The 24,510-nt window shown below is 66.7% G+C and carries 23 protein-coding genes and 1 pseudogene; 23 read left to right on the top strand and 1 reads right to left on the bottom strand.

All coding sequences use genetic code 11. The features are described from left to right. Positions 1-14 precede the first annotated feature (14 nt). On the bottom strand, positions 15-1,262 hold the full coding sequence (locus tag ACFXB5_RS21655) for an MFS transporter (protein ID WP_385210267.1): 1,248 nt from the start codon (positions 1,260-1,262) through the stop codon (positions 15-17). Positions 1,263-1,591: 329 nt separating this feature from the next. On the opposite strand from ACFXB5_RS21655, the gene ACFXB5_RS21650 reads away from it, so the two are divergent. From ACFXB5_RS21650 to ACFXB5_RS21540, 23 genes and pseudogenes are all read left to right on the top strand, one after another. Further along, positions 1,592-4,288, top strand: a complete 2,697-nt coding sequence (locus tag ACFXB5_RS21650) for an ATP-binding protein (RefSeq protein WP_385210265.1) — start codon at positions 1,592-1,594, stop codon at positions 4,286-4,288. A gap of 123 nt (positions 4,289-4,411) precedes the next feature. Beyond that, entirely contained in the window at positions 4,412-4,627 is a 216-nt protein-coding gene (locus ACFXB5_RS21645; RefSeq protein WP_385210262.1) for a hypothetical protein, read from the top strand. Positions 4,628-5,375: 748 nt separating this feature from the next. Then, the gene (locus ACFXB5_RS21640) at positions 5,376-6,089 is read left to right on the top strand and encodes a 7-carboxy-7-deazaguanine synthase QueE (protein ID WP_385210259.1); all 714 of its coding nucleotides are present in this window, start codon (positions 5,376-5,378) and stop codon (positions 6,087-6,089) included. Between the two features lie 80 nt (positions 6,090-6,169). Beyond that, positions 6,170-6,499 (top strand): transposase, encoded by a 330-nt coding sequence (locus ACFXB5_RS21635; RefSeq protein WP_385210258.1) that lies wholly within the window; start codon positions 6,170-6,172, stop codon positions 6,497-6,499. Continuing rightward, positions 6,426-6,716 carry a transposase gene (locus ACFXB5_RS21630; protein WP_385210318.1) on the top strand — a complete coding sequence of 97 codons (291 nt, stop codon included), beginning with the start codon at positions 6,426-6,428 and terminating at the stop codon, positions 6,714-6,716. The genes ACFXB5_RS21635 and ACFXB5_RS21630 overlap by 74 nt, the downstream gene beginning before the upstream one ends. Before the next feature lie 274 nt (positions 6,717-6,990). Next, positions 6,991-7,353: a 6-pyruvoyl tetrahydropterin synthase family protein gene (locus ACFXB5_RS21625; protein ID WP_385210255.1), complete on the top strand. Its 363-nt coding sequence runs from the start codon at positions 6,991-6,993 to the stop codon at positions 7,351-7,353. An 83-nt stretch (positions 7,354-7,436) separates the two neighbouring features. Beyond that, positions 7,437-8,030, top strand: a complete 594-nt coding sequence (gene folE / locus ACFXB5_RS21620; RefSeq protein WP_385210253.1) for a GTP cyclohydrolase I — start codon at positions 7,437-7,439, stop codon at positions 8,028-8,030. 407 nt (positions 8,031-8,437) lie between these two features. Further along, positions 8,438-9,151 carry a 7-cyano-7-deazaguanine synthase QueC gene (queC, locus tag ACFXB5_RS21615; protein ID WP_385210251.1) on the top strand — a complete coding sequence of 238 codons (714 nt, stop codon included), beginning with the start codon at positions 8,438-8,440 and terminating at the stop codon, positions 9,149-9,151. Further along, entirely contained in the window at positions 9,148-10,317 is a 1,170-nt protein-coding gene (locus ACFXB5_RS21610; RefSeq protein ID WP_385210249.1) for a glycosyltransferase family 4 protein, read from the top strand. Before queC ends, ACFXB5_RS21610 begins: the two co-directional genes overlap by 4 nt. Positions 10,318-10,441: 124 nt before the next feature. Next, positions 10,442-11,260 (top strand): class I SAM-dependent methyltransferase, encoded by an 819-nt coding sequence (locus tag ACFXB5_RS21605; protein ID WP_385210315.1) that lies wholly within the window; start codon positions 10,442-10,444, stop codon positions 11,258-11,260. A gap of 89 nt (positions 11,261-11,349) precedes the next feature. Beyond that, a complete protein-coding gene (locus tag ACFXB5_RS21600; protein ID WP_385210247.1) occupies positions 11,350-13,059 on the top strand; it encodes a carbamoyltransferase N-terminal domain-containing protein in 1,710 nt (569 codons plus the stop codon). Positions 13,060-13,183: 124 nt separating this feature from the next. Then, positions 13,184-14,158: a polysaccharide deacetylase family protein gene (locus tag ACFXB5_RS21595; protein ID WP_385210245.1), complete on the top strand. Its 975-nt coding sequence runs from the start codon at positions 13,184-13,186 to the stop codon at positions 14,156-14,158. Positions 14,159-14,165: 7 nt separating this feature from the next. Then, positions 14,166-15,398, top strand: a complete 1,233-nt coding sequence (locus ACFXB5_RS21590) for a multidrug effflux MFS transporter (protein ID WP_385210242.1) — start codon at positions 14,166-14,168, stop codon at positions 15,396-15,398. A gap of 60 nt (positions 15,399-15,458) precedes the next feature. Continuing rightward, entirely contained in the window at positions 15,459-16,697 is a 1,239-nt protein-coding gene (locus ACFXB5_RS21585) for a glycosyltransferase (RefSeq protein ID WP_385210239.1), read from the top strand. Positions 16,698-16,841: 144 nt separating this feature from the next. Then, positions 16,842-17,528 carry an FkbM family methyltransferase gene (locus ACFXB5_RS21580; RefSeq protein WP_385210236.1) on the top strand — a complete coding sequence of 229 codons (687 nt, stop codon included), beginning with the start codon at positions 16,842-16,844 and terminating at the stop codon, positions 17,526-17,528. After that, the gene (locus tag ACFXB5_RS21575; RefSeq protein ID WP_385210233.1) at positions 17,528-18,349 is read left to right on the top strand and encodes a hypothetical protein; all 822 of its coding nucleotides are present in this window, start codon (positions 17,528-17,530) and stop codon (positions 18,347-18,349) included. The genes ACFXB5_RS21580 and ACFXB5_RS21575 overlap by 1 nt, the downstream gene beginning before the upstream one ends. 5 nt (positions 18,350-18,354) lie before the next feature. After that, entirely contained in the window at positions 18,355-19,629 is a 1,275-nt protein-coding gene (locus ACFXB5_RS21570; protein WP_385210230.1) for a glycosyltransferase, read from the top strand. Next, positions 19,619-20,548: a polysaccharide deacetylase family protein gene (locus tag ACFXB5_RS21565; RefSeq protein ID WP_385210228.1), complete on the top strand. Its 930-nt coding sequence runs from the start codon at positions 19,619-19,621 to the stop codon at positions 20,546-20,548. Before ACFXB5_RS21570 ends, ACFXB5_RS21565 begins: the two co-directional genes overlap by 11 nt. Positions 20,549-20,841: 293 nt before the next feature. Continuing rightward, complete coding sequence (locus ACFXB5_RS21560; protein ID WP_385210225.1) at positions 20,842-21,468, top strand: DUF1796 family putative cysteine peptidase; 627 nt, start codon at positions 20,842-20,844, stop codon at positions 21,466-21,468. Next, positions 21,459-22,442: an ATP-binding cassette domain-containing protein gene (locus tag ACFXB5_RS21555; RefSeq protein ID WP_385210222.1), complete on the top strand. Its 984-nt coding sequence runs from the start codon at positions 21,459-21,461 to the stop codon at positions 22,440-22,442. Before ACFXB5_RS21560 ends, ACFXB5_RS21555 begins: the two co-directional genes overlap by 10 nt. Continuing rightward, a complete protein-coding gene (locus ACFXB5_RS21550; RefSeq protein WP_385210220.1) occupies positions 22,439-23,200 on the top strand; it encodes an ABC-2 family transporter protein in 762 nt (253 codons plus the stop codon). The genes ACFXB5_RS21555 and ACFXB5_RS21550 overlap by 4 nt, the downstream gene beginning before the upstream one ends. Before the next feature lie 3 nt (positions 23,201-23,203). Then, on the top strand, positions 23,204-23,989 hold the full coding sequence (locus ACFXB5_RS21545; RefSeq protein WP_385210217.1) for an ABC transporter permease: 786 nt from the start codon (positions 23,204-23,206) through the stop codon (positions 23,987-23,989). Between the two features lie 54 nt (positions 23,990-24,043). Next, positions 24,044-24,510 (top strand): annotated as a pseudogene (locus ACFXB5_RS21540) (ISAzo13 family transposase); the annotation flags it as partial.

The following is a 24,510-nucleotide window of genomic DNA, read 5'->3' as shown; positions in this document are numbered from 1 at the left end:
CGCTCTGTGACCAGTCACTTGGCAGCCGGGACGGGGACGAATGTCCGTGTCCCGTGGGGAACCGCCAGGGCGTAGAGGACCAGACCCGCCGAGGTGAACACGAAACCGGCCCACGCCGTGGACAGCGTGCCCCACCCTGACTGGAGCGTGAACGCGCCGCCGATGGCGCCCAGCGAGTTGGCCAGGTTCAAGGCCGCCAGGTTGAGTGCCCCCATGAGGGTCGGCGCGTCGGGTGCGAACTCGGTCAGGCGAACCTGGATGGTGGGGATGGCGAACATCATCGTCGCACCGACGCCGAACAGGGCCGGCATCAACACCAGCAGGTTGCTGCCGGCCATTCCGATCAGCACCAGGAGCACAAGCACACCGGCGTAGCCGTATACCAGACCACGGCTTTCGAACTGGTCGGCGACGCGGCCGCCAAAGTAGTTGCCGACCGCCATGCCGAGGCCGAAGACGGCGAGGGCAATCGGGATGAGCGAGGCGTCATCACCCACTGCGTCGGTGATGAAGGGACCGATGAAGGTGTAGACCGCGAAGATGCTGGAGATGCCCAGCGCAGCGACAACGACCATCAGCCACACGTTGAGTTGGCGTAGGGCGCCAAGCTCGCGGGCGACGGAGCCACCCCGCAGGTCGTCGGTGCGGGGCACCCAGACGAACAACGCCAGCATCGCCAGTACGCCTATCCCGACCACGGTCCAGTACATGGCTCGCCACCCGGCCGTCTGTCCGATTGAGGTACCCAATGGCGATCCGACTATCGTGGCGACGGTCAGGCCGCCCATCACCGTTGCGAACGCTTTGCCACCCCTGCCCGGGCCGTAAACGTAGGCGGCCACCACGGCACCTGCCCCAAAATACGCACCCTGCACGCATCCGGTCACAAAACGGAAGATGATGAGGAGTGCGATATTCGGTGCCAAGGCTGAGAGCACGTTGCCAGCCAGAAAGAGCCCCATCAGGCCGAGCAGGAGCGTACGCCGGTTGACCCGTGCGGCAAGGAGGGTGATCGCCGGTGAGCCGATCATGACCCCGAATGCGTAAGCCGTGATCGCATATGTAGCGACGGGGATGGACACGTCGAGACTGGACGAAAAGAGCTGGATGATGCCGTTGCTGCCGAACTCGCCAGTGCCGATGGCGAATGTACCCAGTGCCAGCGCGAAAAGAACAAGCCCTCGGCGCTGGACCGGCGAGCCGGTAGTGGTGTGACGGCCTTCCTCGGCCCCGCATTGCTGCTCATACGCTTTCTGATGCATAAGGGCATCATCACGGTGGCGAGTGGACAAACAGTTGACGGAAAGTTCAGTCCCACTTCGCTGCCGGGCGCGACCATCCGCGCGTGGCGTAGGGGTGAGCGCTTGCAGGGCCGGGGCGGTGCAGTGCGGCTCCAGCGATACGGCGCGTAGCGACACCGGAATCGGACTTGCCTGGCGATCCGACTCGGTGTCGTCGATCTGCCGCTCTCGCTGAAGAAGTTTGTTCCGATGAGCACCGTGGCGGCCGTCTGCGGTCTCGCGGGCTGGTGTGCGCTTCACCTGGTCCGTCGCGGCATCTTCTGGGGTTCAGCCCTGCAAGGTGAGGCATCATGATTCTATTTGTCGGCAGGCTGATTCTATCGAGATGGCCGACGTTCTTGCTAGTTTTCCTGTGGAATTTATCAAGCGGTGCCGTTCGGGCATGCTGCGGATCGGTGCTCATGGCTGAGCTGGTCGCGGACCGATGGGCATCGCTATGGACGCGTTCACGGATCGAACTGTCAGCTGCTGAGAGTTATGAATCTCCAGAATCGATCGCCGTAGGTAAACTCTGGTGTGCGCGTGTCGTGAGAAAGCAATCCGTGTCGGTGCATCCGGGGGCCATAAGCGTGGCTGTGTCAATGCGTTCCGTCCCGCCTGGTCGAGATGCCCGGCCGGGCGATGGAGTTCGCCTGCAGATCCTCGGCCCGTTGCGGCTCTGGCGTGACGGCGTCGAGATGAGCGCGGGTCCGAGGCGGCAGGCATATCTGCTTTCACTTCTCCTGGCCCGCGAGGGGCAGCCGATCAGCACCACTGAATTGATCTACCTTATGTGGAGGGATGACGTCCCGGCCAGCGCCTTGAACGTCATTCACAAATACATCGGCGTCCTACGACGCATCCTCGAACCACATCTTCCGACCCGTGACAGCGGCTCATACCTTCACCGGCGTGGCAGCAGCTACATGTTCACCGCCGGACCCCAGATGCTAGACCTGGTCACTTTCCGTGAGCAGGTGGCGGCTGCCAGGACGGCTCTGGCGCAGCAGCGGTACGAAGCGGCGTTCGCCACCTATGTGGAAGCGCTTGGGCTCTGGCACGGTTCCGCAGGCAACGGCCTGAGCTACGCGTCCACCGCGGAACCGATTTTCACCGCCCTCGACGCCGAGTTCTACGACGTGTGCACAACAGCAGCTGAACTCGCGATATCGCTGGCCCGGCCGGAGCAGGTGCTCCCGGCGTTGCAACTGGCTGCGTGGATGGAGCCGTTGCACGAGCCCGTCCAGGCCAGCCTCATAACGGCACTCGCGGCCGCTGGGCGGCAGGCAGAGGCACTGTCGGTGTTCAGCGCGGTTCGTGCCCGCCTCGCAGAAGACCTGGGTGTAGACCCTGGTCCAGCGTTGCGGACCGCACATCAGCGGGTGCTGACGCAGCAATCACTGTCTGGGACCGAGTCGGACGCGAACAGCGACGGAGGCCATGCGCAGGCCAGGGCAGTCGGCAGTCTGGTCGGCAGGGCCAGGGAACTCACAGTGCTGCAGCAGAGCCTGAAGGCGGCGCTCAGCGGCGGCACGGCGATCGGTATCGTCGAGGGCGAGCCGGGTGTGGGTAAGACCCGCCTGCTGGAGGAGATCACCGGTGAGGCAGGCCGGCGCGGGGCGCTCACCGCCTGGGGCCGCTGTTTGGACGGCGATGGGGCGCCCTCGATGTGGCCATGGGCGCAGGCGATCGGCACGATCCTCGACGGCCTGCCTTCTCCCGCCCGGGAGCAGTGGCTCGCCGGTGAGCTCGGCCACCTCTTCGAGCCGTGCGGGGATGACGTCCTTGCCGCACGGGTGCCGCTGGACAGCGGGTTCCGGTTCCGGCTGTTCGAACGGGTCGTCGCCGTCATCGGCCAGGCTTCGTCCCAGGGGCCGGTGGTGCTCGCCATTGACGATCTGCAGTGGGCGGACGATACGTCGTTGGAGCTGTTCGGACACCTGGCGGCCCGGCTGCCGATCGGCACCGTCGTTCTGGGCGCGCTGCGCGACCGCGCACCGGCACCCGGTTCAGAGTTGTCCAGCCTGCTCGCCGCAGTCAGCCGGGTGCCCGGCCACCGCCGGCTCCGGCTCGGCCCGCTTGCCCAGGACGACGTAGCCGAACTGGTCAGCCGCGAAACTGGTCGTGATCCTGGCGCGGGTGCGGCCCGTAGCATCTACACACGTACCGTCGGCAACCCCTTCTTCGTACGGGAACTGTCGCGGCTGCTCGCGGACGCGGGCGGGCTCACCGACGCCGCCGCGGCCCAGGCGGGGGTCCCGGCAACCGTGCGCGACGTTGTCCTCGACCGGATGTCCGGCCTCGATGAGGCCACCAGGGATCTCTTGCAGATCGCCGCGCTCATCGGCCGCGACGTCGAGCTTGGCCTGCTCGTCCGCGTTGCGGGCCTTGACGCTGAGAGCTGCCTCGAACGCCTTGAGGCCGTGACGGCCCTGGGCATGATCGAGTCCACGCTGGAGAATCCGTTCCTGTTCCGGTTCGCCCACGACGTGGTCCGCGAGTCGGTCACCGCGACAACGCCACCCTCGCGGGCAATGCGGCTGCACTTGCGGGTCTCTGACGCCCTGGACGAGACCGACTCCGACGGCGAGTCCATCGCCGAGCGCCTCGCACACCATCTGTGGGCCGCTGGCCCGCTCGCCGATCCCGCCCGCACCGCCGCCGCGCTGGTCCGCGCTGGCCAGCGGGCAGCGGGTAAGTCCGCGATCGATACCGCCGAGCGTCAGCTGCGGTTGGCCGCGCACGTGGCGCGGACCGCGGGCCTTGCGGAACTGGAGCTCACAGCCCTGTCACAGCTCGCAGCCCTGTCACAGCTCACCGCCGTGGTCGGGATGCGGCCGATGTGCGGCTCCTTGTCGCTCGATCTACTCGAGCGCGCTGAGCACCTGGCCCGCCGACTCGGCCGAGAGGCCGAGGCCACCGGCTTCCTCTGCTTCCGCTGGGTTGCCCATACTCAGGCCATCGAGCCCGACCGCAGCGGGCCCCTCGCACACCAGTTGTTGCCGTAAGGCGAGGCATCCTCTGACCCGTTCGTGCTCGGTTGCGGTCTGCAAGCCTGGGGGCTTCACCAGTGGGACATCGGCAGCATCCGCGAGTCACTTCGGTACTTCACCCGGGCCAGAGCCATCGTCGTGAATCTCGCCCAGCGCAAGAAGAGTCCGGTCCAGCACGACCTTCAGCTACTCGCGGCTGAGCGGGGAATCACTGTGGACCCGGACCTCTTCTTCGTCTTCTTCGGCACCTACCGGCGACTGGCCTCGGTGTGGATCGCTTTGATGCGCTTGGCGAGGGCGGCGCCTGCCGCCGCTCGTTCGGCGCGGGCCGCAGCCGACGCCCGCCACTTGTAGAAGCCGGAGCCGGCTACCTCCAGCACGTGGCACAGCCGCTTGACCGGGTGGGTCTCGCAGTGGTCCTCAAGGAGCTGGAAGCGGTCTACCCTGCCCCCTCCTCCCCGACCCTCACCAGGGCCGGGCCAAAGGTGTCCACCACTCGGAGGGAAGACCCCCGTTCACACCGCGCGGGGCGGCAGTGGGCGACTTGGGAAGGTCACCCGTCAACCGGAGCTTCGGCGCATTCGTGACGGGCCTCCGCTGGATCGTCACACCCCAGCGACCTGCACGTTTCCGTGACCCCCAGGACTTTGAATCAGCCCTGGTGTGTACGGGCGCTTATCCGGATGCCTGTGAGGGTGCTGACGTGGCGCCCGTTGTCCACTCGGTAGCCGGGCCCGGTGCAGCAGTACGACGGCCCGCGTGGCGCGCTCTGTTCATCACGCCCGTTGCGCAGAAAATCAAAAAAATGGCACTCCAGTACAATCTGCGAGCGGGATCGCCGAATACATTTACGTGGTGGCTGCCTCGCACGGAAGGGCCGGGTTTCAGATCGGTTCGCCGGGGGCGGCAGGGTGGAGTGCCCTCAATGAACACAGGGCTGGTGCCCGAATTGTCGGACCGGCTTGGAAGGGTTGAATCAGCTCTGTATCGATGGGCGACCCGCAATGGCCGATTGTACTTTGATCCGGCACTCGAGAACTTGATCCGCGGCCCACTGAACTTGAGGCCGCAGTGGCCTCGATATGGAAGGAGGCGGTGACGCGTGGAACCGGAACTCGTGGTCAACGAGATCTTCGGCCCGACCATCCAGGGTGAAGGCCGGTCCATGGGCCGCAGATGTGCGTTTCTACGGCTCGGTGGCTGCAACTTATCGTGCACGTGGTGCGACACGCCCTACACATGGGACTGGACCGGGGCGGGGGGTTCCGGGGTCAAGTACGACCCTCGCAAAGAGTTGCACCAGAGGCCGGTCCGCGAGGTGGCCGAGGAACTCCTTGCGTTCGGTGTCGAGTTGATCGTCATATCCGGCGGTGAGCCGCTCAGTCAGCAGAGCCGGCTGGTCCCGCTGGTCGAGCTGCTCACGGCGCGGGGCCTGGAAATCGAGATCGAGACCAATGGCACGCACACTGCAGACCCTGCTCTGGCGGCCTCCGGGGTCCGCTTCAACGTCTCGCCGAAACTGGCTCACTCGGGCGATCCGGTCAAGCGGAGGATTGTGCCGGACGCGCTGAGAAGTTTCGCAGTGACGGAAGGCACCACGTTCAAGTTCGTCTGCCGTAACGCCGATGACCTGGACGAGGTAGCCGGACTGGTCGAGGAGTTCGGTCTGGGCTCGGTCTGGATCATGCCGATGGGGCAGACGGGCGCCGAGGTGAGTCGGCACATGGCTGAGTTGGCCGATGCGGTGATCGCACGCGGTTGGGGTCTGACAACACGCTTGCACACCTTGTTGTGGGGCGACAAGCGAGGTGTCTAAGGGGTTGTATCACGTGGCTTGATGTCCGTGCGGCATGATCTCGGTCGCGGGTTTCGATCTGCCGTAGCGGCTGGATCCTGATGAACTGTGGCAGCTGGGCGCTCCGTTGCCGCAGGTTCGCCGCTCGTCCGCAGGGCGGTGGGATTGCTCCGTGGGATGAGCGTGCCGTGTTCACCGCGGTGGTGTACGTGCTGACCAGCGGTTGTGGTCGGAGGTACCTGCCGCCGACGTTCGGTACGTCTCCCGCTACGGCACATCGCCGGTTCGCGGTGTGGACCGAGGCGGACCTATGGCGCCGACTGCGCCGGGCGGACTCGGCGCCAGGAGCGAGGTGGACTGGATCGGGCGATCGTCGACACAGCGTCCGCCCGGGCGAAAGGGATCCCACTGACCAGGCCGAACCCGTTTGATTGCGGCAAGAAGGGCAGCAAGTCGCACGTGCTGTCCGAGGCGCGGGGCATCCCGCTCGCTGCCGCGGTCTCCGGTACAAACTCGCACGACAGCCAAGCGTTCAAGCCGCTGATCCCGGCCGTACCCGCCGACCGCTCCAGGCGCGGACCGCGCCGACGGCAACCGGTCAAGGTCCGCGCTGACAACGGGTACCACTCCGCCGACCACCTGGCCTGACTCCGCCGCCGCAACCTGATGCCGCGGACCGCGCGTCCGGGAATCGAGCCAGGCGAACGGCTCGGCCGCCACCGCTGGAAGATCGAGCGGTCGATCTCCTGGCTGCTCGGCTACCGCCGGCGCACCGTCCGGTACGAGCGCAAGGGCAGCCAACTTCCTCGCCCTCCTCGGCCTCGCCGCAGCCCTGACCTGCTGCAAGAAGCGCGCGAAACTCGCCACGTGAGACACCTTCTAAAAGCGTGGCTGAATCAAACCAGAAAGGGGAATCGCAGACATGACGCTGCGTATTACGAAGCAGTTCGAGTTCTCTGCCAGCCATCAGCTCTCCGGCCTGGCCGAGGGGCATAAGTGTGCTCGACTGCACGGCCACAACTATGTTGTCGAGCTGGAGCTGAGCGCTGACCTGACGGGGCTGACGCCGACGGGGTTTGTCCGGGACTACGGCGAGTTGGACTCCTTCAAGTCGTGGCTCGACCAGACGCTCGACCACCGTCACCTCAACGACCTGGTGGACGAGAATCCCACCGCCGAGAACCTGGCTGTGTGGCTCTACGAGCGTTGGTCGAAGGAGTTTCCGGATCTGACATCCGTGCGAATTTCCGAAACTCCCAAGACATGGGCCGCTTACCGGCCCTGAAACGCCGACCGGTTGGCGAGAGCAGCTGCCCGTTCCTCGGAATCGAACAACGGCCGTGCCGGTCGGACTGGAGAGGTGCCCGAATGCCTGTGACGACGTGGGTGCAGGAGAGTGAAGTGAACTCGGTGAAGTCGCGCGAGGAAGATCCGCTGGTCGGACTCGCCCGGCAGCTCCTCAAGGAAATCGGGGAGGATCCTGACCGCGATGGACTGCGCGATACGCCGACGCGGTTCGCCCGCTGGTGGCGTGAATTCATCAACTACCAGCCGGGTTCGGTCGGCACCTCGTTCGAGTCGGTCGGCACCAAGCAGTTGGTGGTGGTCTCGGACATTCAGGTCTGGTCCCTTTGCGAGCACCACCTGTTGCCGTTCAACTGCTCGGTGACGATTGCCTACCTGCCGACCGACCGGCTCCTGGGCCTGTCGAAGTTCGCTCGGGTTGCTCACCGGCGTGCGCATAAGCTCCAGGTTCAGGAGCGCCTAGTCTCCGAGATCGCCGAGGACATCGCCGTGCTTAGCGGGACGGATGACGTGGCTGTCATCGCCAAGGGCGAGCACCTGTGCATGACGATGCGCGGCATCAAAGCAGCCGCCCAGATGACTTCGACGGCCTACCGGGGGAAATTCGGTGAGGACGCCGGGCTCCGGGCCGAGATGTTCAACCTGCTGCACCCCTGAGACCTGACCGGGACCGCTGGGCCGCCGCCGGTGATTCGGTCCAGCAGACCGTTCCGATCGGGTCCCGTCAGGACCGGACTGACAGTGGGTACGGCGGACCAGGGGGAGTTCGCTCCGTCTTCTCGCCGGGGTATTGGGGTCGGCGCTCCCCAAATGGACCGGCTAGCGAGCGATCAATCCCCATGCTTCATTGCGGGAGCGACCGAGTCGGCCGCGAGCCGCCTGTTCATCGGCCGTAAGCGGGAACTGGCTGTGCTGACGACGCTCGGTGACGAGCACCTTTACACGGCCACACGTGGCGTCCAGGCGCCGGACACAACCCTTACCACGACTACCGTTCGCGAGCGGATACGGGATCGTCAAGCCGCTCGGACCGAAACGGTTACTTCAATCGGAATGAGGTCTCAGTGAAAAGCAAGGCCATGGTGTCTCTCTCTGGAGGCCAGGACTCGGGGACGTGCCTATTCTGGGCGGTGTCAAAATTCGACGAGGTAGAGGCGGTTTCGTTTGACTACGGTCAGCGTCATCGCGTGGAACTCGATTGCGCGGCGCGGCTCGCTGAACACGCCAGGGTTCGCCATACTGTCCTTGAACTCGGCTCCGCCTTTCGCCAGATGGGAGGCTCATCGCTCACCGATGAGTCCATCGACTCTCGGGTCGACGCTGCTGGAACTGGCAATGACTACGCGGCACGGCATGGGTTGCCGTCGTCGTTCGTGCCCGGACGTAACGTCATTCTACTCGGCTACAGCGCTGCGCTAGCCGTGACCCGTGGCGCACAGGCACTGGTTACCGGCGTGTGTTCAACTGATGATGCCGGCTACCCCGACTGCAGAATCAGCTTTGTACGGGCCTATGAAATCGCCCTACGCGAGGCACTTGATGAGCCCGAATTTCGCGTCGAGGCACCGCTGTTGGATCTCACCAAAGCGGCTACCTGGTTGATTGCTGCGGAGTTGGATTGTGTTGAGGAGATCGTAGAGCACACCCACACGTGCTATCACGGGGACCGCAGTGAACGGTTTCCGTGGGGGTATGGCTGCGGTCGGTGCCCGGCGTGTGTCACTCGCGCCGCCGGATGGGATGAGTTCGTCGCGGGCAAGGCGGAGCAGAGCCGGTGAAGATCGCGTTCGTCCTTCTCACCTACAACCCTGATGAGCCTGCGGGGATCGAACGCAGCGTGGGGTCACTCTCTGTCGGCCTGCGCGAGTTGGGGCACCAGGTCATCACCATCGCAGCCGGCCCTGCCTCCGCTACCGACGGACCGGACCTGGTCCGTCTGGACTCGATCAGGCTGCCACGCCCCATGCTTTTCGATGACCTGCCACGCGCGCTTGCCGATCCCGGGCCGCTGCGGGACGAGGTCAGCGCAGTGCTCGTCAAGCATCACGTTGACCTGGTGTGCTGGGCCGACGCCGTGGTCGGCCTCGGGTATCTGGCTCCGGCCCCGCGCGGGGTACGAACCGCACTGATGGCGCACCTCGTGCGGGACAACCACTGGATGCACGAGAGTCTGGCGCACAAACCTGACGCGGTGCTTGCTGTCAGTTCCTTTCTCGTCGAGGAGTCCGCCCGGGCAGGTGTGGACACATCCGGGTGGCAGGTGCTGCCGAATCCGCTTCCACGCCGGGGCACTCCGCCACTTTTCGGCATGCGTGAGCAACTCCGGCTCACCGGTCCGCTGAGGACTCTGGCCAGGGCGGACCCGGTCAAAGGCATTTCCGGCCTGCTTCGCGCCATCCCGGAGGATTTCGATCGCCCTGTGCAGGTCGCGCTCGCGGATGCAGGCTTCGAGCTGTGGCCGGGCATGCAACACGATGTCCGCCATGAATGCCAACAGTTGGCTGAAAGGCGGCCTCAGATCGAACTGTTGTCTGCTCTGCCGTGGGATGAGGTGCAGGATTTCCTCGCCGATGCAGCACTCGCCATCGTGCCGACCACGTGGCCGGAAACCTTCGGCAACGTGGCGGCCGAGGCGCTCTCCACCGGAACACCGGTGGTCGGCTTCCACCTCGGCAATCTGCCGCATCTCGTTGGCGGAGCCGGAAGCCTGGTCGAGATCGGACCCGCTGCCGAAATTCACCATATCGGTGCGGTCACCAGCCAGAGCGCCCAACCACCGGGTGCGCAGGAAGGCTTCGCGAGGCTTTGGGCGGCGACCGCGGCCCTGCTCTCCGACTCCGACGGCTACCACGCAGCCTCCGAGCAGGCGGTGCGTCAGGTGGCCGGTTACGAACCCGCTGCGGTGGCGGGCGCGTTCCTCCGCTGCGTCGGCGTCCATGACTAGCAGCGCCCGTCGTTGCTGCAATTCCTATCGCCCGAGGAGTTCCGAGATGTGGCCAGGCAACAGCACCCTCGCAACGCACAGGCTTGACGCGGACGCCGTTCGCGCTCACCCCTGGTGCGGACCAATTGACCAAACACCTCGAAAGTACCGAGGCCCCCATCTGCTCTCCCGAGACGGATGGAGGAATTTCACCGAGCGGCTGGAACGATCCGAGGAGATCGCCACCGTGCTGTCGCTCACCGCCGGCCACACCCGAGTCCTCGACGTCGGCGGCGGCACCGGCGAGTTGACCCAGGCTGTGGCAGCCCAAGTCGGAAAGTGCACAGTAGTCGAACCACACCGCGACAGGGTGGCCGTCCTCGACACCGGAGGATCGGTCGAGGCCACAGTCGAGGTACATCCCGGCCAAGCGGAGGCCTTGCCGTTCGCCGATCGCTCTTTCGACGCGGTGTTGACCGCCTGGGTCCTTCCCTACGTGCAGGACTTGCAGCAGGCTCTGGAAGAGATCGCCCGGGTCTGCGACGACACGAACCCCAATGCCACGATCATCGTAGTTGGTGGGGCACCGGATAACGAACTCGTCCGCCTGCTCAACGAAGTATGCGTTCCGATGGCCGGAGAGCAGCCCGATCATCAGGGCTTCCTTCTCGCTGAAGCCGCCCGGGTCTTCTCCAACCACGGGTTCTCCGAGTTCAGCCTGCTGCGCACTGAGGCAGCGCTGCACTTCCCGGAACTTTCTGAATCGGACCGGACCACCGCTGCGGCGGCGACACTGGTCGATTTCTGGTTCGAAGGCCATGCTCGTGCCGCCGACATGCGGCACGCCCTGGAATCAGCGATGCACGATCATTTCGCGCGTCGCCCCCATGCCGTTGGTGACCAGGCCACCGTGCTGGTCGCTCGGGTGCCACAGCTGGACAACTCGAACACCGGCAGGGCGTAGGACATAGGTGCCGGTGTGCTCTGCGGCGGCGGGCGGCGCTGACCGCTACCCCATCGACGCTCATCCGTTATCGCACAGGAGCGGGACTCATGATTTTCTGCGGGCTTAAGCTCACCCACGATGGCGCCGTGGCGCTGATCGACGGCGACCGGCTGGTTTTCAGCGTGGAGATGGAGAAGATCGGCAACGGCAAGCGATACAGCTGGATCAGCGATCTCAGCATTATTCCCAGAATACTCGACGATTTCGGTTACAAACCCGAGGATGTGGATGAGTGGGTGATTGACGGCTGGGACGGTGATCAACCCAGGCCGCTTTTTTTCACCATGCACGACAATGGGAATCCAGTCGAGATCACCGTCGCGCCGTACCGCGAGTGCCCCGCCTGCCCGGACCTGCTTCAGCCCGGTTACTCAGACGAGTTCACCATCGATGGTCGCAGTTACAACTACACCAGCTACGCGCACGCCGCCGGCCACCTGTCCAGTACCTACTGCACCAGCCCCTTCGCCCGGCGCGGGGAGCCCGCGTTCGTGCTCGTCTGGGACGGCGGCCTGTTTCCGGCCCTGTACCTGGTGGATCCCGACACCGGTGTGCGCAATCTCGGTGACCTGTTTCCGTTGTTGGGACATGCCTACGCCATCGCAGGTCAGCACTTCGGGCCGTTCCGCAAGCCCGGCGATGCCGATGCCTGGGACCTGACGGTGGCCGGGAAGCTCATGGCCTACATCGCGCTTGGCTCGCCCCGCGAATCGGTGCTCGCTGTGCTGCGCGAGGAGTTCCATCGCATTTTCGAAAGCGATCTGCCTCAAGCGGTGGAGTACCGGCGCAGCACCGGCGGCTTCGGAAGTCCGTTCGAGCCTTCGGTGCCGCCGGTGCACGAGTTCTACGCCGCAGTGCGCATGCGGACCGACCCGGCCGCGGTGTCCGACGAGGACGTGCTGGCCAGCATTCACCAGTTCTTCGAGGACTTGCTCTGCGAGCGGATCACCGGCGCCCTGCGCATGGTCGGCGCGGCGGGCCCGGTAAATCTGTGCTTCGCTGGCGGTTGCGCGCTGAACATCAAGTGGAACAGCGCACTTCGCGCGCTGCCGGCGGTCCGCGAGATGTGGGTGCCTCCGTTTCCCAACGACTCCGGCTCGGCGATCGGAGCCGCGGCCCTGGGTCGGGTCGCGCACGCCGGGTTGTCGGCTATCGAATGGTCCACTCGGCTTGGGCCCGATCTGCTCCCCGTGTCGAACATCCCGGCCGGCTGGTCGGCCCGCCCGTGCCCACCGGCTGAACTGGCCAGGCTGTTGTACGAGACCGGCGATCCGGTGGTTGTGCTCAACGGGCGCGCCGAGCTGGGGCCACGGGCTCTGGGTGGGCGCAGTATCCTCGCCGCACCGACCGATATCGCGATGAAGGACGAACTCAACCGGATCAAGGCGCGCGAGCCCTACCGTCCGGTCGCCCCGATCTGTCTGGTCGACGCCGCCCCGGAGATCTTTGACCCGGGCACCCCAGACCCGTACATGCTCTTCGACCACGACGTACGGCCGGACTGGGCGGACCACATCCCGGCGGTCGTGCACCTCGACGGCACCGCCCGGTTGCAGACGGTCGACCCAGCCGACGACCCCGTGTTGGGCGAGGTGCTGGCCGAATACCACCGGCTCAGCGGGATTCCGGTGCTGTGTAACACCAGCGCCAATCTCAACGGCTCCGGATTCTTCCCGGACGTGGTCTCGGCCATCGAGTGGGGGCAGGTGGACCGAGTCTGGAGCGCCGGAACCCTCTACCAACGCCACAGCGGTTGACCGACGAGACCGGGACCCGTGACCGGCTCGGCCGGTCGATTCCATCGCCCGGCAATGTTTTCTGGAGGATTCGGTGCTTTTCTGTGGAATCGCCTGGGGGTCGGTGGGGTATCGCGCCGCAGGAGTGGACGCGGATGGCGAGGAGGTCTTCGCCAGGGACTTCCCACCGGGGCCGCTCGACGGCCTGATCGCCTTTCTGCGCGAGCAGGCGGTGACTGCCGACGGCGGGTTGTGTTGCGTCATCGACAGCACCAACGGAACGCTGGATCTGCATCTGCTGACTGCGGGTCTGGCCGTGTGTCGAGCCGACCCGTGGTCGTTGCCCAGCCGGCCGGTTGACGGTTCGGTGCCCGCGACAGAGCTGGCCAGGGCAGCCGTGGCCGACCCCACCGCGATCACGTGGCTGGCCGTGGGGTCGGGAACGCTCAGCGGTCGCACCGACGCGTTTGACCACCACCTGCGCATTCCGGCCGAACCCCAGCGAAACTTCCTGGAACGCGGCGCGGGGCAGCCGCGGGTCGCGCTGACCTTCGACGATGGCCCGTGCCCGCCCTACACCGACCGGATCCTGGACATTCTGCGGTCCTACCGGGTAACGGCCACTTTCTTCTGCGTCGGGTTGAACGTGGCCGGCTATCCGACGACGGTGCGGCGCATCGCCGAGGAGGGGCACACGCTGGGCAACCACACCTGGTCACATCCCTTTCTGCCCGAGCTTGGCATGGACGAACTCACCTTCCAAGTCGAAGCGACCGCCGATGCGATATTCAGGGCCACTGGGTCGCGGCCCCGCATGGTGCGCCCGCCCTACGGAGCCGGTCGGCCCGAAGTGCTGGACTGGCTCTCCGCGCAGGACCTGGACTGTGTGCTGTGGAACAACGACAGCCATGACTGGGCAGCGCCGGGGGCAGCGGCGATCACCGAGCGGGTCGTCCAGCAGGTGCACGACGGATCCGTTGTGCTGTTGCACGACGGGGGCGGCGACCGATCGCAGACCGCGGCGGCACTGCCCGGGATCATCGAACGGTTCCTCGCCGACGAATACGCCTTCGTGGGCGTCGATTCGCTGCCGCCTGCGCTCCCTGGCCCGGGAACCTGAGCCAACGGTGGACACTCAGTTCTCGGCCCCGACCCGGCCCGTACTGCCAGGGCCATCTGTCATCCTCGTGTTGGGCGGCGTGACGGCGCTGCCTTCTCTGTCCATGGATATGTACCTGCCGGCGCTGCCCGATGTCGCCCACTCGCTCGGGGCATCCGCTGCCGCCGTCGCGCTCACCCTCACCGCGTCCCTGGTCGGCCAGGCGGTCGGTCAACTCGTCTTCGGCCCGATGAGCGACCGCTGGGGTCGGCGGCGCGTGATGGTGTCGGGCATGGTCGGCTACGTTTTGGCAACCGCGCTGTGCGCACTCGCATCGAACGTCGGGCTGCTGATCGTGTTTCGGCTGCTCCAAGGCGGTGTGGGGGCCGCACCCGTCGTGGTGGCCTTTGCCGTCGTTCGCGACCTCTATGCGGGCGCAGCCATGGCCCGGTTCAGCTCGTCGCTCATGCTCGTCTCCGGCCTGGCTCCGATTATCGCTCCGCTTATCGGTGGCCAGTTGTTGCGGGTCACTGACTGGCGAGGCGTTTTCGGCGGCCTGACCGCGTTCGGTGTGCTACTCGTCCTCGCCCTCTGTCGCTACTTGCCGGAGACTTTGCCGCCCGAGCGCCGGCTCCCTGCGGGCGTCGGTGCTGCCCTGCGGACCATGCATGGCCTGCTTGCCGACCGGGTGTTCACCGGTTACATCCTGACCGCCGGACTGACCTTCGCCGTGTTGTTCGCATACGTAAGCGCGTCTCCGTTTATCGTGCAGAACGTCTACGGGGCATCACCGCAGACCTATTCGCTGCTGTTCGGCGTCAACTCCGTCGGCCTGCTGATCACCGGGCAGGTCAATGGCAAGCTGCTGGTCGCCCGGTTTGCCCTGGACCAGGTGCTGGCGGCAGGGATCACGGTGCTCATGATCGCGTCCCTGGCCCTGCTTGTGCTGACCACCGGTGTTCTGGGCACAGTGGGCCTGCTCCCTGTCGCGATCGCGCTGTTCGCGCTGATTTCTGCGATAGGTGTCATATTGCCCAACGCCAGTGCGCAGGCGCTGACCCGTACCTCGGATGCCGCCGGTTCGGCCAGCGCGCTGTTCGGCACCAGCACGTTGGCGTCGGCCGCGGTGGCCTCCCCGCTGGTCGGCCTGACCGGTGAGCACACCGCCACGCCAATGGCTGTTGTCCAGCTGACCTCGGCCGGACTGGCCGGACTGTGCCTGCTGGGGCTGTGCAGGGACCGACGAAGCTCAACCGATTGACGCTCGATGCGTATCGAGGGCAGGAATGGATCGGCTACCACAACATTTCTTGGAGCAGCGATGTCACCGCAACGCGCGGACCAGCCGCGGATCGCGGTCGTGATCCCCACCTATAATCGATCCGCGCTGCTGCGCAGTACGCTGGCGGCGCTGGCGAGGCAGCGGATTCCAGTGAGTGAGTTCGAGGTCGTCGTCTCCGACGACGGTTCCTCGGACGACACCAGCGACGTGGTCGCCGATTTCGCCGACGAACTCCGGCTGAAGTACCATTTTCAGGAGGACCTCGGCTTTCGGGCATCGGCCGCGCGGAACGCGGGGGCCCGGCGCACATCAGCGCCCATCCTGGTTTTCCTCGACGCGGGCGTACTGCCGGGGCCGGACTTCTTGTCCGCCCACCTGTCCGCTCAACTGTCGGGTTCGGCGGTGGTCGGATACATCTTCGGTTACCAGCCGAACGGCCCGGTCACCACACTCGACGAGACCGCGTGGGCCCTGACCCCCGAACAGCTGATCCGCAATTATGGCGATTCGCCGGAGTTCAGGGATGTTCGGCACCTCGCATTCGAGCGTTTCAACTTCGACCTGGAAAATTGTGCGGTTCCGTGGCAGTGGTTCTGGTCGGGAAACTGCTCGGTACGCGCAATGGACTTCTGGGCCGTTGGCGGATTCGATGAGGATTTCCGCAGTTGGGGTGGCGAGGACACGGAGTTGGCCTACCGGCTGTTCGGGCACGGCGCACGATTCGTCGTGAGCCGGGCCGCATGGGCCATCGAGGTGCCTCACCCCAGGGCGATCGCGCCGAACCTGGACAGCGGCACCACGAACATGCTGAGGTGCTTGCACAAGCACCCGGACACCGTGATTGAACTGCTATGGGCCTGGTTCGCCCGCGAACAACGTACTCAGTTCCAGATCCGTCATGACTGGAACGTCGAAGACGAGTACCTGCTCATCCTCGACGCGGTTGCCACCGCCAAATCGGTCGACGTCGCCGGTGAACTCGCTCAGCTGCGCCAGACGGCGGGAAATGCGCGAATCGCCGTTCTCGGCTGCGGCAGCGACGTGCCGGACTGGCTGGCCCCTGCCGCGCTTTTCGACTTCGACCGCGATGTCGTCAAGAACGCCACGCTCCAGGTGAGTCATGCTATCGGTTTGCGCACCGCCTTGCCGGACAACTCGGTCGATCTCGTTTTTGTGACTTCGAGGCTGCGCACGTTGTGGGACCGGTGGGAGAGCGAAATCCGGGCTGAGGCACGACGGATCGGGCGTGATCTTCTTGGCCCGCCGGAGCCGAGGTGATCCGACCGGGATGTTGGTGAACTGCGAACGATGTCACGGCGGGTATGCCCGCCGTGCTGAGTGCCGCGTGTAAATCACTCGGAGGGTGGTCGTGATCATGGAATGGAATCTTTCGAAATGAATTTTCCTGTGCAGGAAAGAAGAATGCGGACAACCAGCACGAGTGAGGAGCTCGACCGACTGTTCCTCGAACTGGTTTCCCTGCTGCGGCCTCGGGTTTTCGTTGAAGCAGGGGCGTATGAGGCAGAGACCTCGCTGGCGGTCGCCGCCGCGGTGCCGGACTGCGCGGTGGTCGCGTTCGAGGCGAACCCTTACGTGCACCGGAAGTTCGCGGCCGGCACGGACTTCGCCGCTAACCGCGTGGACTACCGGCACCAGGCGTTGTCGAGCCGGCCCGGTGAGGTCACCTTCCTCGTGATCACCGACAGCGCCAGCCTCGCCGACGACCGCGTCGAGGGGTACAACTCCCTGCTGCGCAGGGCGGGCGGTGACTGGCTTGGTGACGTCGAATACGAAGAAGTCACTGTGGCGGCGACGACTCTGGACCACGAATTCGCCTGCCACCCGGGACCGTTCGCCCTGTGGTTGGACGTCGAAGGCGCCACGGAACAGGTTCTGGCCGGCGGCCGCACGTTCCTCGACCGGTGCGACCTGCTGAAGGTCGAAGTCGAGGAAACGCCGTTCTGGCAAGACCAATGGCTGGCTGAGGACGTCGTCGCCGAGCTGCGTGGGCACGGCCTCGAACCCGTCGCCCGCGACACCCAGACCGAAGAGCAGTACAACGTGGTGTTCGCCAGTAAGCGCTTCCTCGAAGCGGAGGCCGCCGCGTGATGTCCGCGTTCAGCCGCCGCTTACTCGATCTCGAATCCCGCCTCGATTCCCGCAATCTCGGCTGGTACCTGGACAACCTCCACGAACCGGTCATGGATTACTGGCGCGTGGAAGGCCCCGGCCGGCTCGTGCGCGACCCCGGCACCGGCACCCCGGTCACCGAACGCATCACGATCGCCGAGTTCCTCGCGCGTACCGGGGTGGCGGGTCTCTTCGCCGAACGCGATGCGGTCGGCATCACGGCCGTTCAGGCGGCGGTGATCAACCCATGGGGCTTCGTCGGGTTCCAGTTCGGTGAGGCGCTGCTCATCGACCTGCAGTACTACCGTCCGGTGCGCGAAGCCGTCGTTCTCGACGGGGAAGAGGCCATGGTTCCGTCGTACTACGCCCCGGCGTTGCCGGAGCGTACTTGGCGCGGTGGCGCGACGAGCCACGTCCACCACGACGAAGGCATTGGTGGTTACCGAGTCGGCACGGACGTCAACGAGTGGCGCGGCACGTTCACCGGCCGTGACGGCATCCACTCCTTCGCCGACCTCCGCCGCTTCGACAACCAGCTCGCGGTGTTGCGCCGCGCCTTGCGCCACAACGCCGCGCTCCTCAACCGCCACTTCGCGAAGTCCGGCCGCGACCTCTGGAGCTCGACCGAGCCGTCGCCGGCGTCCCTGCTCGGTGCCGCGCACCTCTGCGGCCCGTACGGCGTGCTCGCATACCTGGACAACGGCTCGCGGCCCGCCGACGAGGCCGGCACCTCCATCACCGCCTACCTGCGGGCTTTCTCCGACATCGCGCTCGCGCCGGGCGACCTCGGCGCGGAGTGACTACCATGTTGATTTTTGTCCCGTTCGTGGTGCTCGCGACGTTATCTGTCTTCTCGTCCCTCCAGGGGTTTGTCCTGCTGGCTGTCGCACGCAAACCCGTGTACGGCCCGCGGGAGGAGCCCTGGCGGCAGGTGTCGGTGCTCGTGCCTTGTTTCAACGAGGAGAAGGTGGTGAGCAAGACCATCGACTCCATCCTCGCCTCCCGGGGGGTCGAACTCGACCGCGTGATCTGCGTCGACGACGGTTCGACCGACAGTACGCTCGAGGTGCTGTACGAGGCGCAGCGGCGCCACGGTGACGTGCTGCTCGTGCTCAGCCAGCGCAATCGCGGCAAAGCGGCAGCCCTCAACCACGCCCTCACGGCTGTCGGCACGGAGTTCTTCGTCTCCGTGGACGCCGACACCCAGGTGCTGCCCGGCACCCTCGCCCGGCTGCTGGACCACTTCACCGATCCGCGCGTGGCCGCTGTGTCCGGGCAGATGATCGTCGGCAACCGCCGTCCGGCGCAGGATTTCGTCTACGCCGCGCAGGTGCGCGAGTACGAGTCCGCGAACAACATCGAGCGCCGGGCCTTCGCGCGCCTGCGGCGGATCACCGTGATCCCCGGGGCGATCGGTGCCTTCCGCCGCAGCGCCGTGGCCGAAGCCGGGGGTTACCCCGAGGGCACGTTGGCCGAAGACGCGCACCTCACGCTGGCGTTGCTCCTCAACGGTCACCTCACGACCCACGAGGCGTCGGCGACCGTGTTGACGGAGGCACCGGACACGATGGCGGGTTTGCGCCGCCAGCGCGTCCGCTGGGCCACCGGCAAGACGCAGGTGCTGCTGCGCGTCGCGGGCCCGGCCCTGCGCCGCGGGGGTCTCGCGGCCGCGTTGTGGCTGTACCTGCTGTGGAACAACTCGATCCTGCCACTGGTCTGGCTGCCGAGCGCGGTGCTGCTGCCGCTTTCGACCGTGGCGCTCCTGGTGCGGGGCCCGGAAACCGTGACGTGGGTGATGGCGGTGTGCGTGCTCACTCTCGCGGTGAACTGGGGCTACCTCGTGGTGTCACGCCGGTTCGCGCGCTCGCTCGACGCCGCCGGCAGAGCGGCGGCCGGGCTGGTCGAGGTGCGCACCGGCCTCCGGTCCACTGCGGTCATCCCGCTCGTGGGGTCACTGGCTACGTGGGTCGCGTGGGCCCGGATCCTGACCGGGCAGCGCGGTGGCTGGGACAAGCTCGACCGCAGCGGTGACGTGCAAGTGCGGTCGTTCCCGGCGGAAGGAGCCCTCGATGCGGACTGACAAGCGTGTGGCGTTCACCTTCGACGACACCCCGCACGACGCCGGTGTCTTCTTCACCCCCGACGAACGCACGGCCACGCTGGTCGGGCAGTTGGCCGACGCGGGTGTCGAACAGGCGGGCTTCTTCGTGGTGGTCGGCGATCTCCAGCAGCCTCGCGGTGTCGGCGGCGAGGACCGGATCAGGGCCTACACGGCGGCCGGGCATGTGCTGGGCAGCCACAGCTACCGCCACCCCCGCCTGGAGGAGACCTCGGCCGAGGACTTCCTCGCGGACGTCGACCGGGCCGCCGGATGGTTCGTGGGCCGCGAAGGCGCCAGGCCGTGGTTCCGGTTCCCGTTCCTCGACGAAGGTGACGCCGACCCGCATAAGCGAACGACGGTCCGGAAAGCCTTGGCCGAGCGGGGTTTGCAGAATGCGTACGTCACCGTCTTGACCCTGGACTGGTACCTCGATGCCCTGGTCGCGCAGACCGTCCGCGAAGGCCGGCCCTATGACCGCAGGGCTCTTCGCGACCTTTACGTGGAATCCCTCCTGGAGCCCGCCGAGTTCTACGACCGCCTCGCCGTCGCCGCGATCGGCCGCTCACCCGTCCACGTGGTGCTGCTCCATGAAAACGACCTCAACACGCTGTTCATAGCCGATGCCGCCCGCGCGTTCCGGGTAGCCGGCTGGGACATCGTGCCGATCGACGAGGCATATCGAGACCCGATCGCCTCGATCGAGCCCGAGGGCTGGTGCGGCTCCGGTCGCGTCAGCGCACTGGCCTTGGACAGCAAAAAGATCCGCCCGGGTGGCCTCGACCTAGAAGTCCTCGAAACACCCGTGATGCTCCGCTCGTTCGAACGCCGCGTGACGGCCCGGCAGACCGCGAAAGGACTACCAATGAAGTCGTCAAGCGCGGAGGGCGACTCACTGTGAGCGCGCCAGCCGAGCGAGACGGGGCGGGACGGCGGGGTAGCCCCGAAGACGCGGCCGCCGCGTATGAGGGTCCACAGGACGTTCAGGCGGCGGCGCGCGAGGGCGCCGACGAGCCGGTCGAAGCTGCCGAAGACGCTCATGTCGCCGCCAGTATGGGCGATGAACTCAGCGCCCAGGACGGGGCCGAGGCCGGGCATGCCAACGGGCCGGACACCCAATGCCACACCCAGCACCCCTGGGTCTTCCGATCCCGCGAATGACCAGAGCAACCACCCTTGAAAGGTAGGACAACCATGGCAGCATCGTTCGACCTGTGTGTGGGACTCGGTCAGCACTGCGAGTCCACCTACCAGATCCGGCGCATCACCGGCCAAGAGACCGCGCAGTTCTTCGACTGGCTCGAAATCGACCTCGTATGCGTGTGGCAGGTCCTCGAGAGCGATTTCCGGGGACTGCTCAAACCCGGCCGCATGGCGTTGACCACCGACGGTCAGGGTGCGATCGATCTCGATGCCGGCATCGAGTTCTACCACGAGTTTCACGCTCACCCCGGCGCCGAGCTCACGCTGGCCGATGTTGAGGAGCAGCTGACCGCCGTGCGCGAGAAGCTCGAGTTCCTCGCGGACCGCTGGCGTGAACTGGTCGCGTCACCCGCGCGCGTGCTCTACGTCCGGCAGGACGCCAACGGCGTCGAGACCGCCGCCGATCTCCAACGGCTGCAGGCCACCCTGCGCGAGCGCTACCCCGGCCACGACTTCGCGATCCTCTGGCTGTGCCGGACGGCCCCCGAGGACCGCGACAAGCTGCCGCCGGGCGTCGCGTGCCGCGAGATCCCGTTGCTCGAAGGCCGCTGGCAGGGTGACGACCGTGCCTGGGACGAGCTGTTCGCCACCCTGCCGGTGGACGAACTATGGCCGTGAACGCGGTGGCCGTTGACGGCCTGTCGATGTCCTATCGGGTCCCGGTGCGGGAAGCGGGGCTGAAGGCCGCGTTCCGCACCCTGGTGCACCGGCGGTTCCGGGAAGTCCAGGCCGTGCGGGATTTGTCGTTCGAGATCCCGCACGGTGAGGTCGTCGGCTTGCTCGGGCCCAATGGGGCGGGCAAGACCACCGCGATGAAGCTGATGTCCGGCCTGCTGCACCCCACGGCCGGGTCGGTCGACGTGCTGGGGTACACGCCGTGGCAGCGCCGGACTCCGTTCCTCCAGCAGATCGCCCTGGTCCGCGGCAGTCAGCCGACGGGTGGTGCGCAGGAACTGACCGTGCTGGATTCCCTGCAGTATCAACGAGTTCTCTACGACATCCCCGACGCCGACTACCACGCCGGGCTCGACGAGCTGGCCGGGCTACTGGGTCTGGGGCCGTTGCTGCACCGGCAGTTGCGTGCCCTCAGCCTCGGGGAGAGGATGCGGGCGGGGCTCGCGCTTTCCTTGCTGTACCGGCCGAAAGTGCTGTTCCTCGACGAGCCGACACTCGGCCTGGACGTGTCCGCGGCCGCCGCCATCCGCCGGTTCCTCTCCGCGTACGCCGATCAGTCCGGCGCCACCGTCGTGCTCACCAGCCACTACATGGCGGACGTCGAGTCGTTGTGCCGGCGGCTGATCCTGGTCGACCACGGCCGGGTGCAGTACGACGGCCCGCTCGAGCGGCTCTCGGCGCGGCTGTCGCCGTACAAACTGCTGCGCATCAGCGCTCCCGCAGCGGCGAAGGAGGATTTCGAGGGCGTCGCGGAGGTCGTGGCCACCAGCGGGGTGTCGTGGGAGCTGCGGGTACCCCGAGACGACGTCGCCCGGGTCACAGCCCATCTCCTCACCTCGTTCCACGTGATCGACTTGGCGGTGGAGGAGCCGTCGCTGGAGACCGTGCTGGACCGCGCGTACCGGGAGGGCGTATGAGGACCTCTCGACTGCTCGCGCTGGCGGTGCGCCATCAGTTCCTGGAATGGGCCGGCACCTGGTGGTTCACCGCGTCGCTCGTTGTGAACTACGCGATCGGGCCGCTCATCGGGCTCGTCGTGTGGTCGGCGGCGCTGCCCGGCGACGCGGGGGTCGTGCGGTACTTCGTGGCGCTGGTGGCGGTGCACCTGCTGACGGCGTCGTTCGAGGACTACACCTTCGCCGAGTCGGTCTACGACGGGACGATCGGCCACCAGCTGCTGAAACCGCAGCCCGTGGTGGTCGGGCCTGCGGGGGCGAACCTCGCGATCCGGCTGTGGTTGAGTCTGTTCGGGCTGCCGCTCACGGTGGTGGTCGCGCTGGTCACCGGCGCGTCCTATCGGTGGCAGGCTGTGCTGCTCGCGTTTCCATCGCTGGTGCTGGCCGCGGTGCTGCGGTTCCTGTGGACATGGCTGCTCGCGCTCGCGGCGTTCTGGACCGAACGCGTCCACGCGATCGTCGCGTTCGGCAACATCCTGGTGTTCCTGCTCGGCGGCATCGCCGCACCGCTGGGGGAGCTGCCCGGCAGTTGGCGGACGGTCGCCGCCCTCCTGCCGTGCCACGCGATGCTCGGCCTGCCCGCGGGGATCGCGGCCGGGACGCTGTCCGGTTCCGGTACTGCGGTCGCGCTGCAAGCAGGGTGGTGCGTGATCTTGACCGCCGCCGCCGTGGTCGTCTGGCGGTCCGGTGTGCGCCGGTACACCGCGGTGGGAGCGTGACGCGTGAAGCTGCTGAAACTGTTCGCCACGAGCTTTTCCCTGTCCCTGCGCCAAGCCCTGGCGTTCCGGGCGAACCTCGTGTTCGACGCGGTCCTGTCGGTGGTCGCCCTGGCCTCGACGATCGCCACGGTGCTGATCATCTTTTCCCGCACCGGCCGCCTCGTCGGCTGGACGCAACCCGAGGTGCTGGTGCTCACTGGTACGTTCGAGCTGCTCAGCGGCGTGAAAACGACGTTCGTGGACCCGAACCTGGCGGGCTTCCCGACCCGCGGCGTGCGGGAGGGACGGCTCGACCACCATCTGCTTCAACCCGCGCCCAGCATGTTCCTCGTCAGCTTCGCCACCGCGGCGCCCCTGGCCGGGGTGCAGATCCTCCTGGGGTTCGCCGTCGTCCTCACCGGCGCGGGCACGCTGCCGCACTACCCGGGCACGGGCGCGTTCGGCGCGTGGATGGTGCTCGTGCTGGCCGCGACCGTGACGACCTGGGCAGTGGGGATGATCTTTGCGAGCCTCGCGTTCTGGGCGCCGAAACTGGACCTGCACAGCCTGTTCGGCAATGTCTGGCAGCTCGCCCGCCACCCCGCCGACCTCTACGCGCGTCCCCTGCGGAGTCTGTTCACCTACGTCTTGCCGCTCGCTCTCATCGCCAGCGCGCCGGCGCGCACACTCACACGACCGGGCGACCCGGGACTCCTGCTCGGCGCCCTGGCGACGACGGCCACTGCCGTACTGGTGGCGAACGCCGTGTGGCGGGCAGGCCTGCGCCGCTACACGGGGGCCAGCAGCTAAGGGCTCGTAAAGAATCAACACGTTGCTTCACGGTGTCTCTGTCGTTGGTGTGGTATGCGCATACCGAGCGAGGTTCGTGACCAACTCGTCCTGAGATTCGGGGTGTTGTTCCCCCATCTGAATGAGCGGCAGCAGCGGCTGGCGCTGGCCGCCGAGGCCCGGCTGCTGGGGCACGGCGGGGTGAGGGCCGTAGCCCGTGCCGCGGGGGTGAGCGAGACGACGGTGCGCAAGGGAGTCTTCGAGCTGGAGGGCGGAGAGGATCCCTTGCCCGATGGCCGGGTCCGCCGGGACGGCGGCGGTCGCAAGAGCGCAGAGGAGCTTGACCCGCTGCTCGTTCCGGCTCTGCTGGCCCTGGTGGAGCCAGACGAGCGGGGCGATCCGATGTCGCCGCTGCGGTGGACGACCAAGTCGCTGCGGTCTCTGGCCGGGGGGGTGGGGCGGGGGGGGCCCCCCCCCGCGGCACCCCCCGCGGGGCGGGGGCGGGGGGGGGCCCGGGTAGGTGGGCGCGCGCAATCCCAACC

Origin of the sequence: Streptomyces sp. NPDC059455 (assembly GCF_042750115.1) — a bacterium.
In the GTDB taxonomy this organism is placed as follows: Bacteria; Actinomycetota; Actinomycetes; order Streptomycetales; family Streptomycetaceae; genus Streptomyces; species Streptomyces endocoffeicus.
This window is presented reverse-complemented; position numbering and strand designations above follow the sequence as displayed.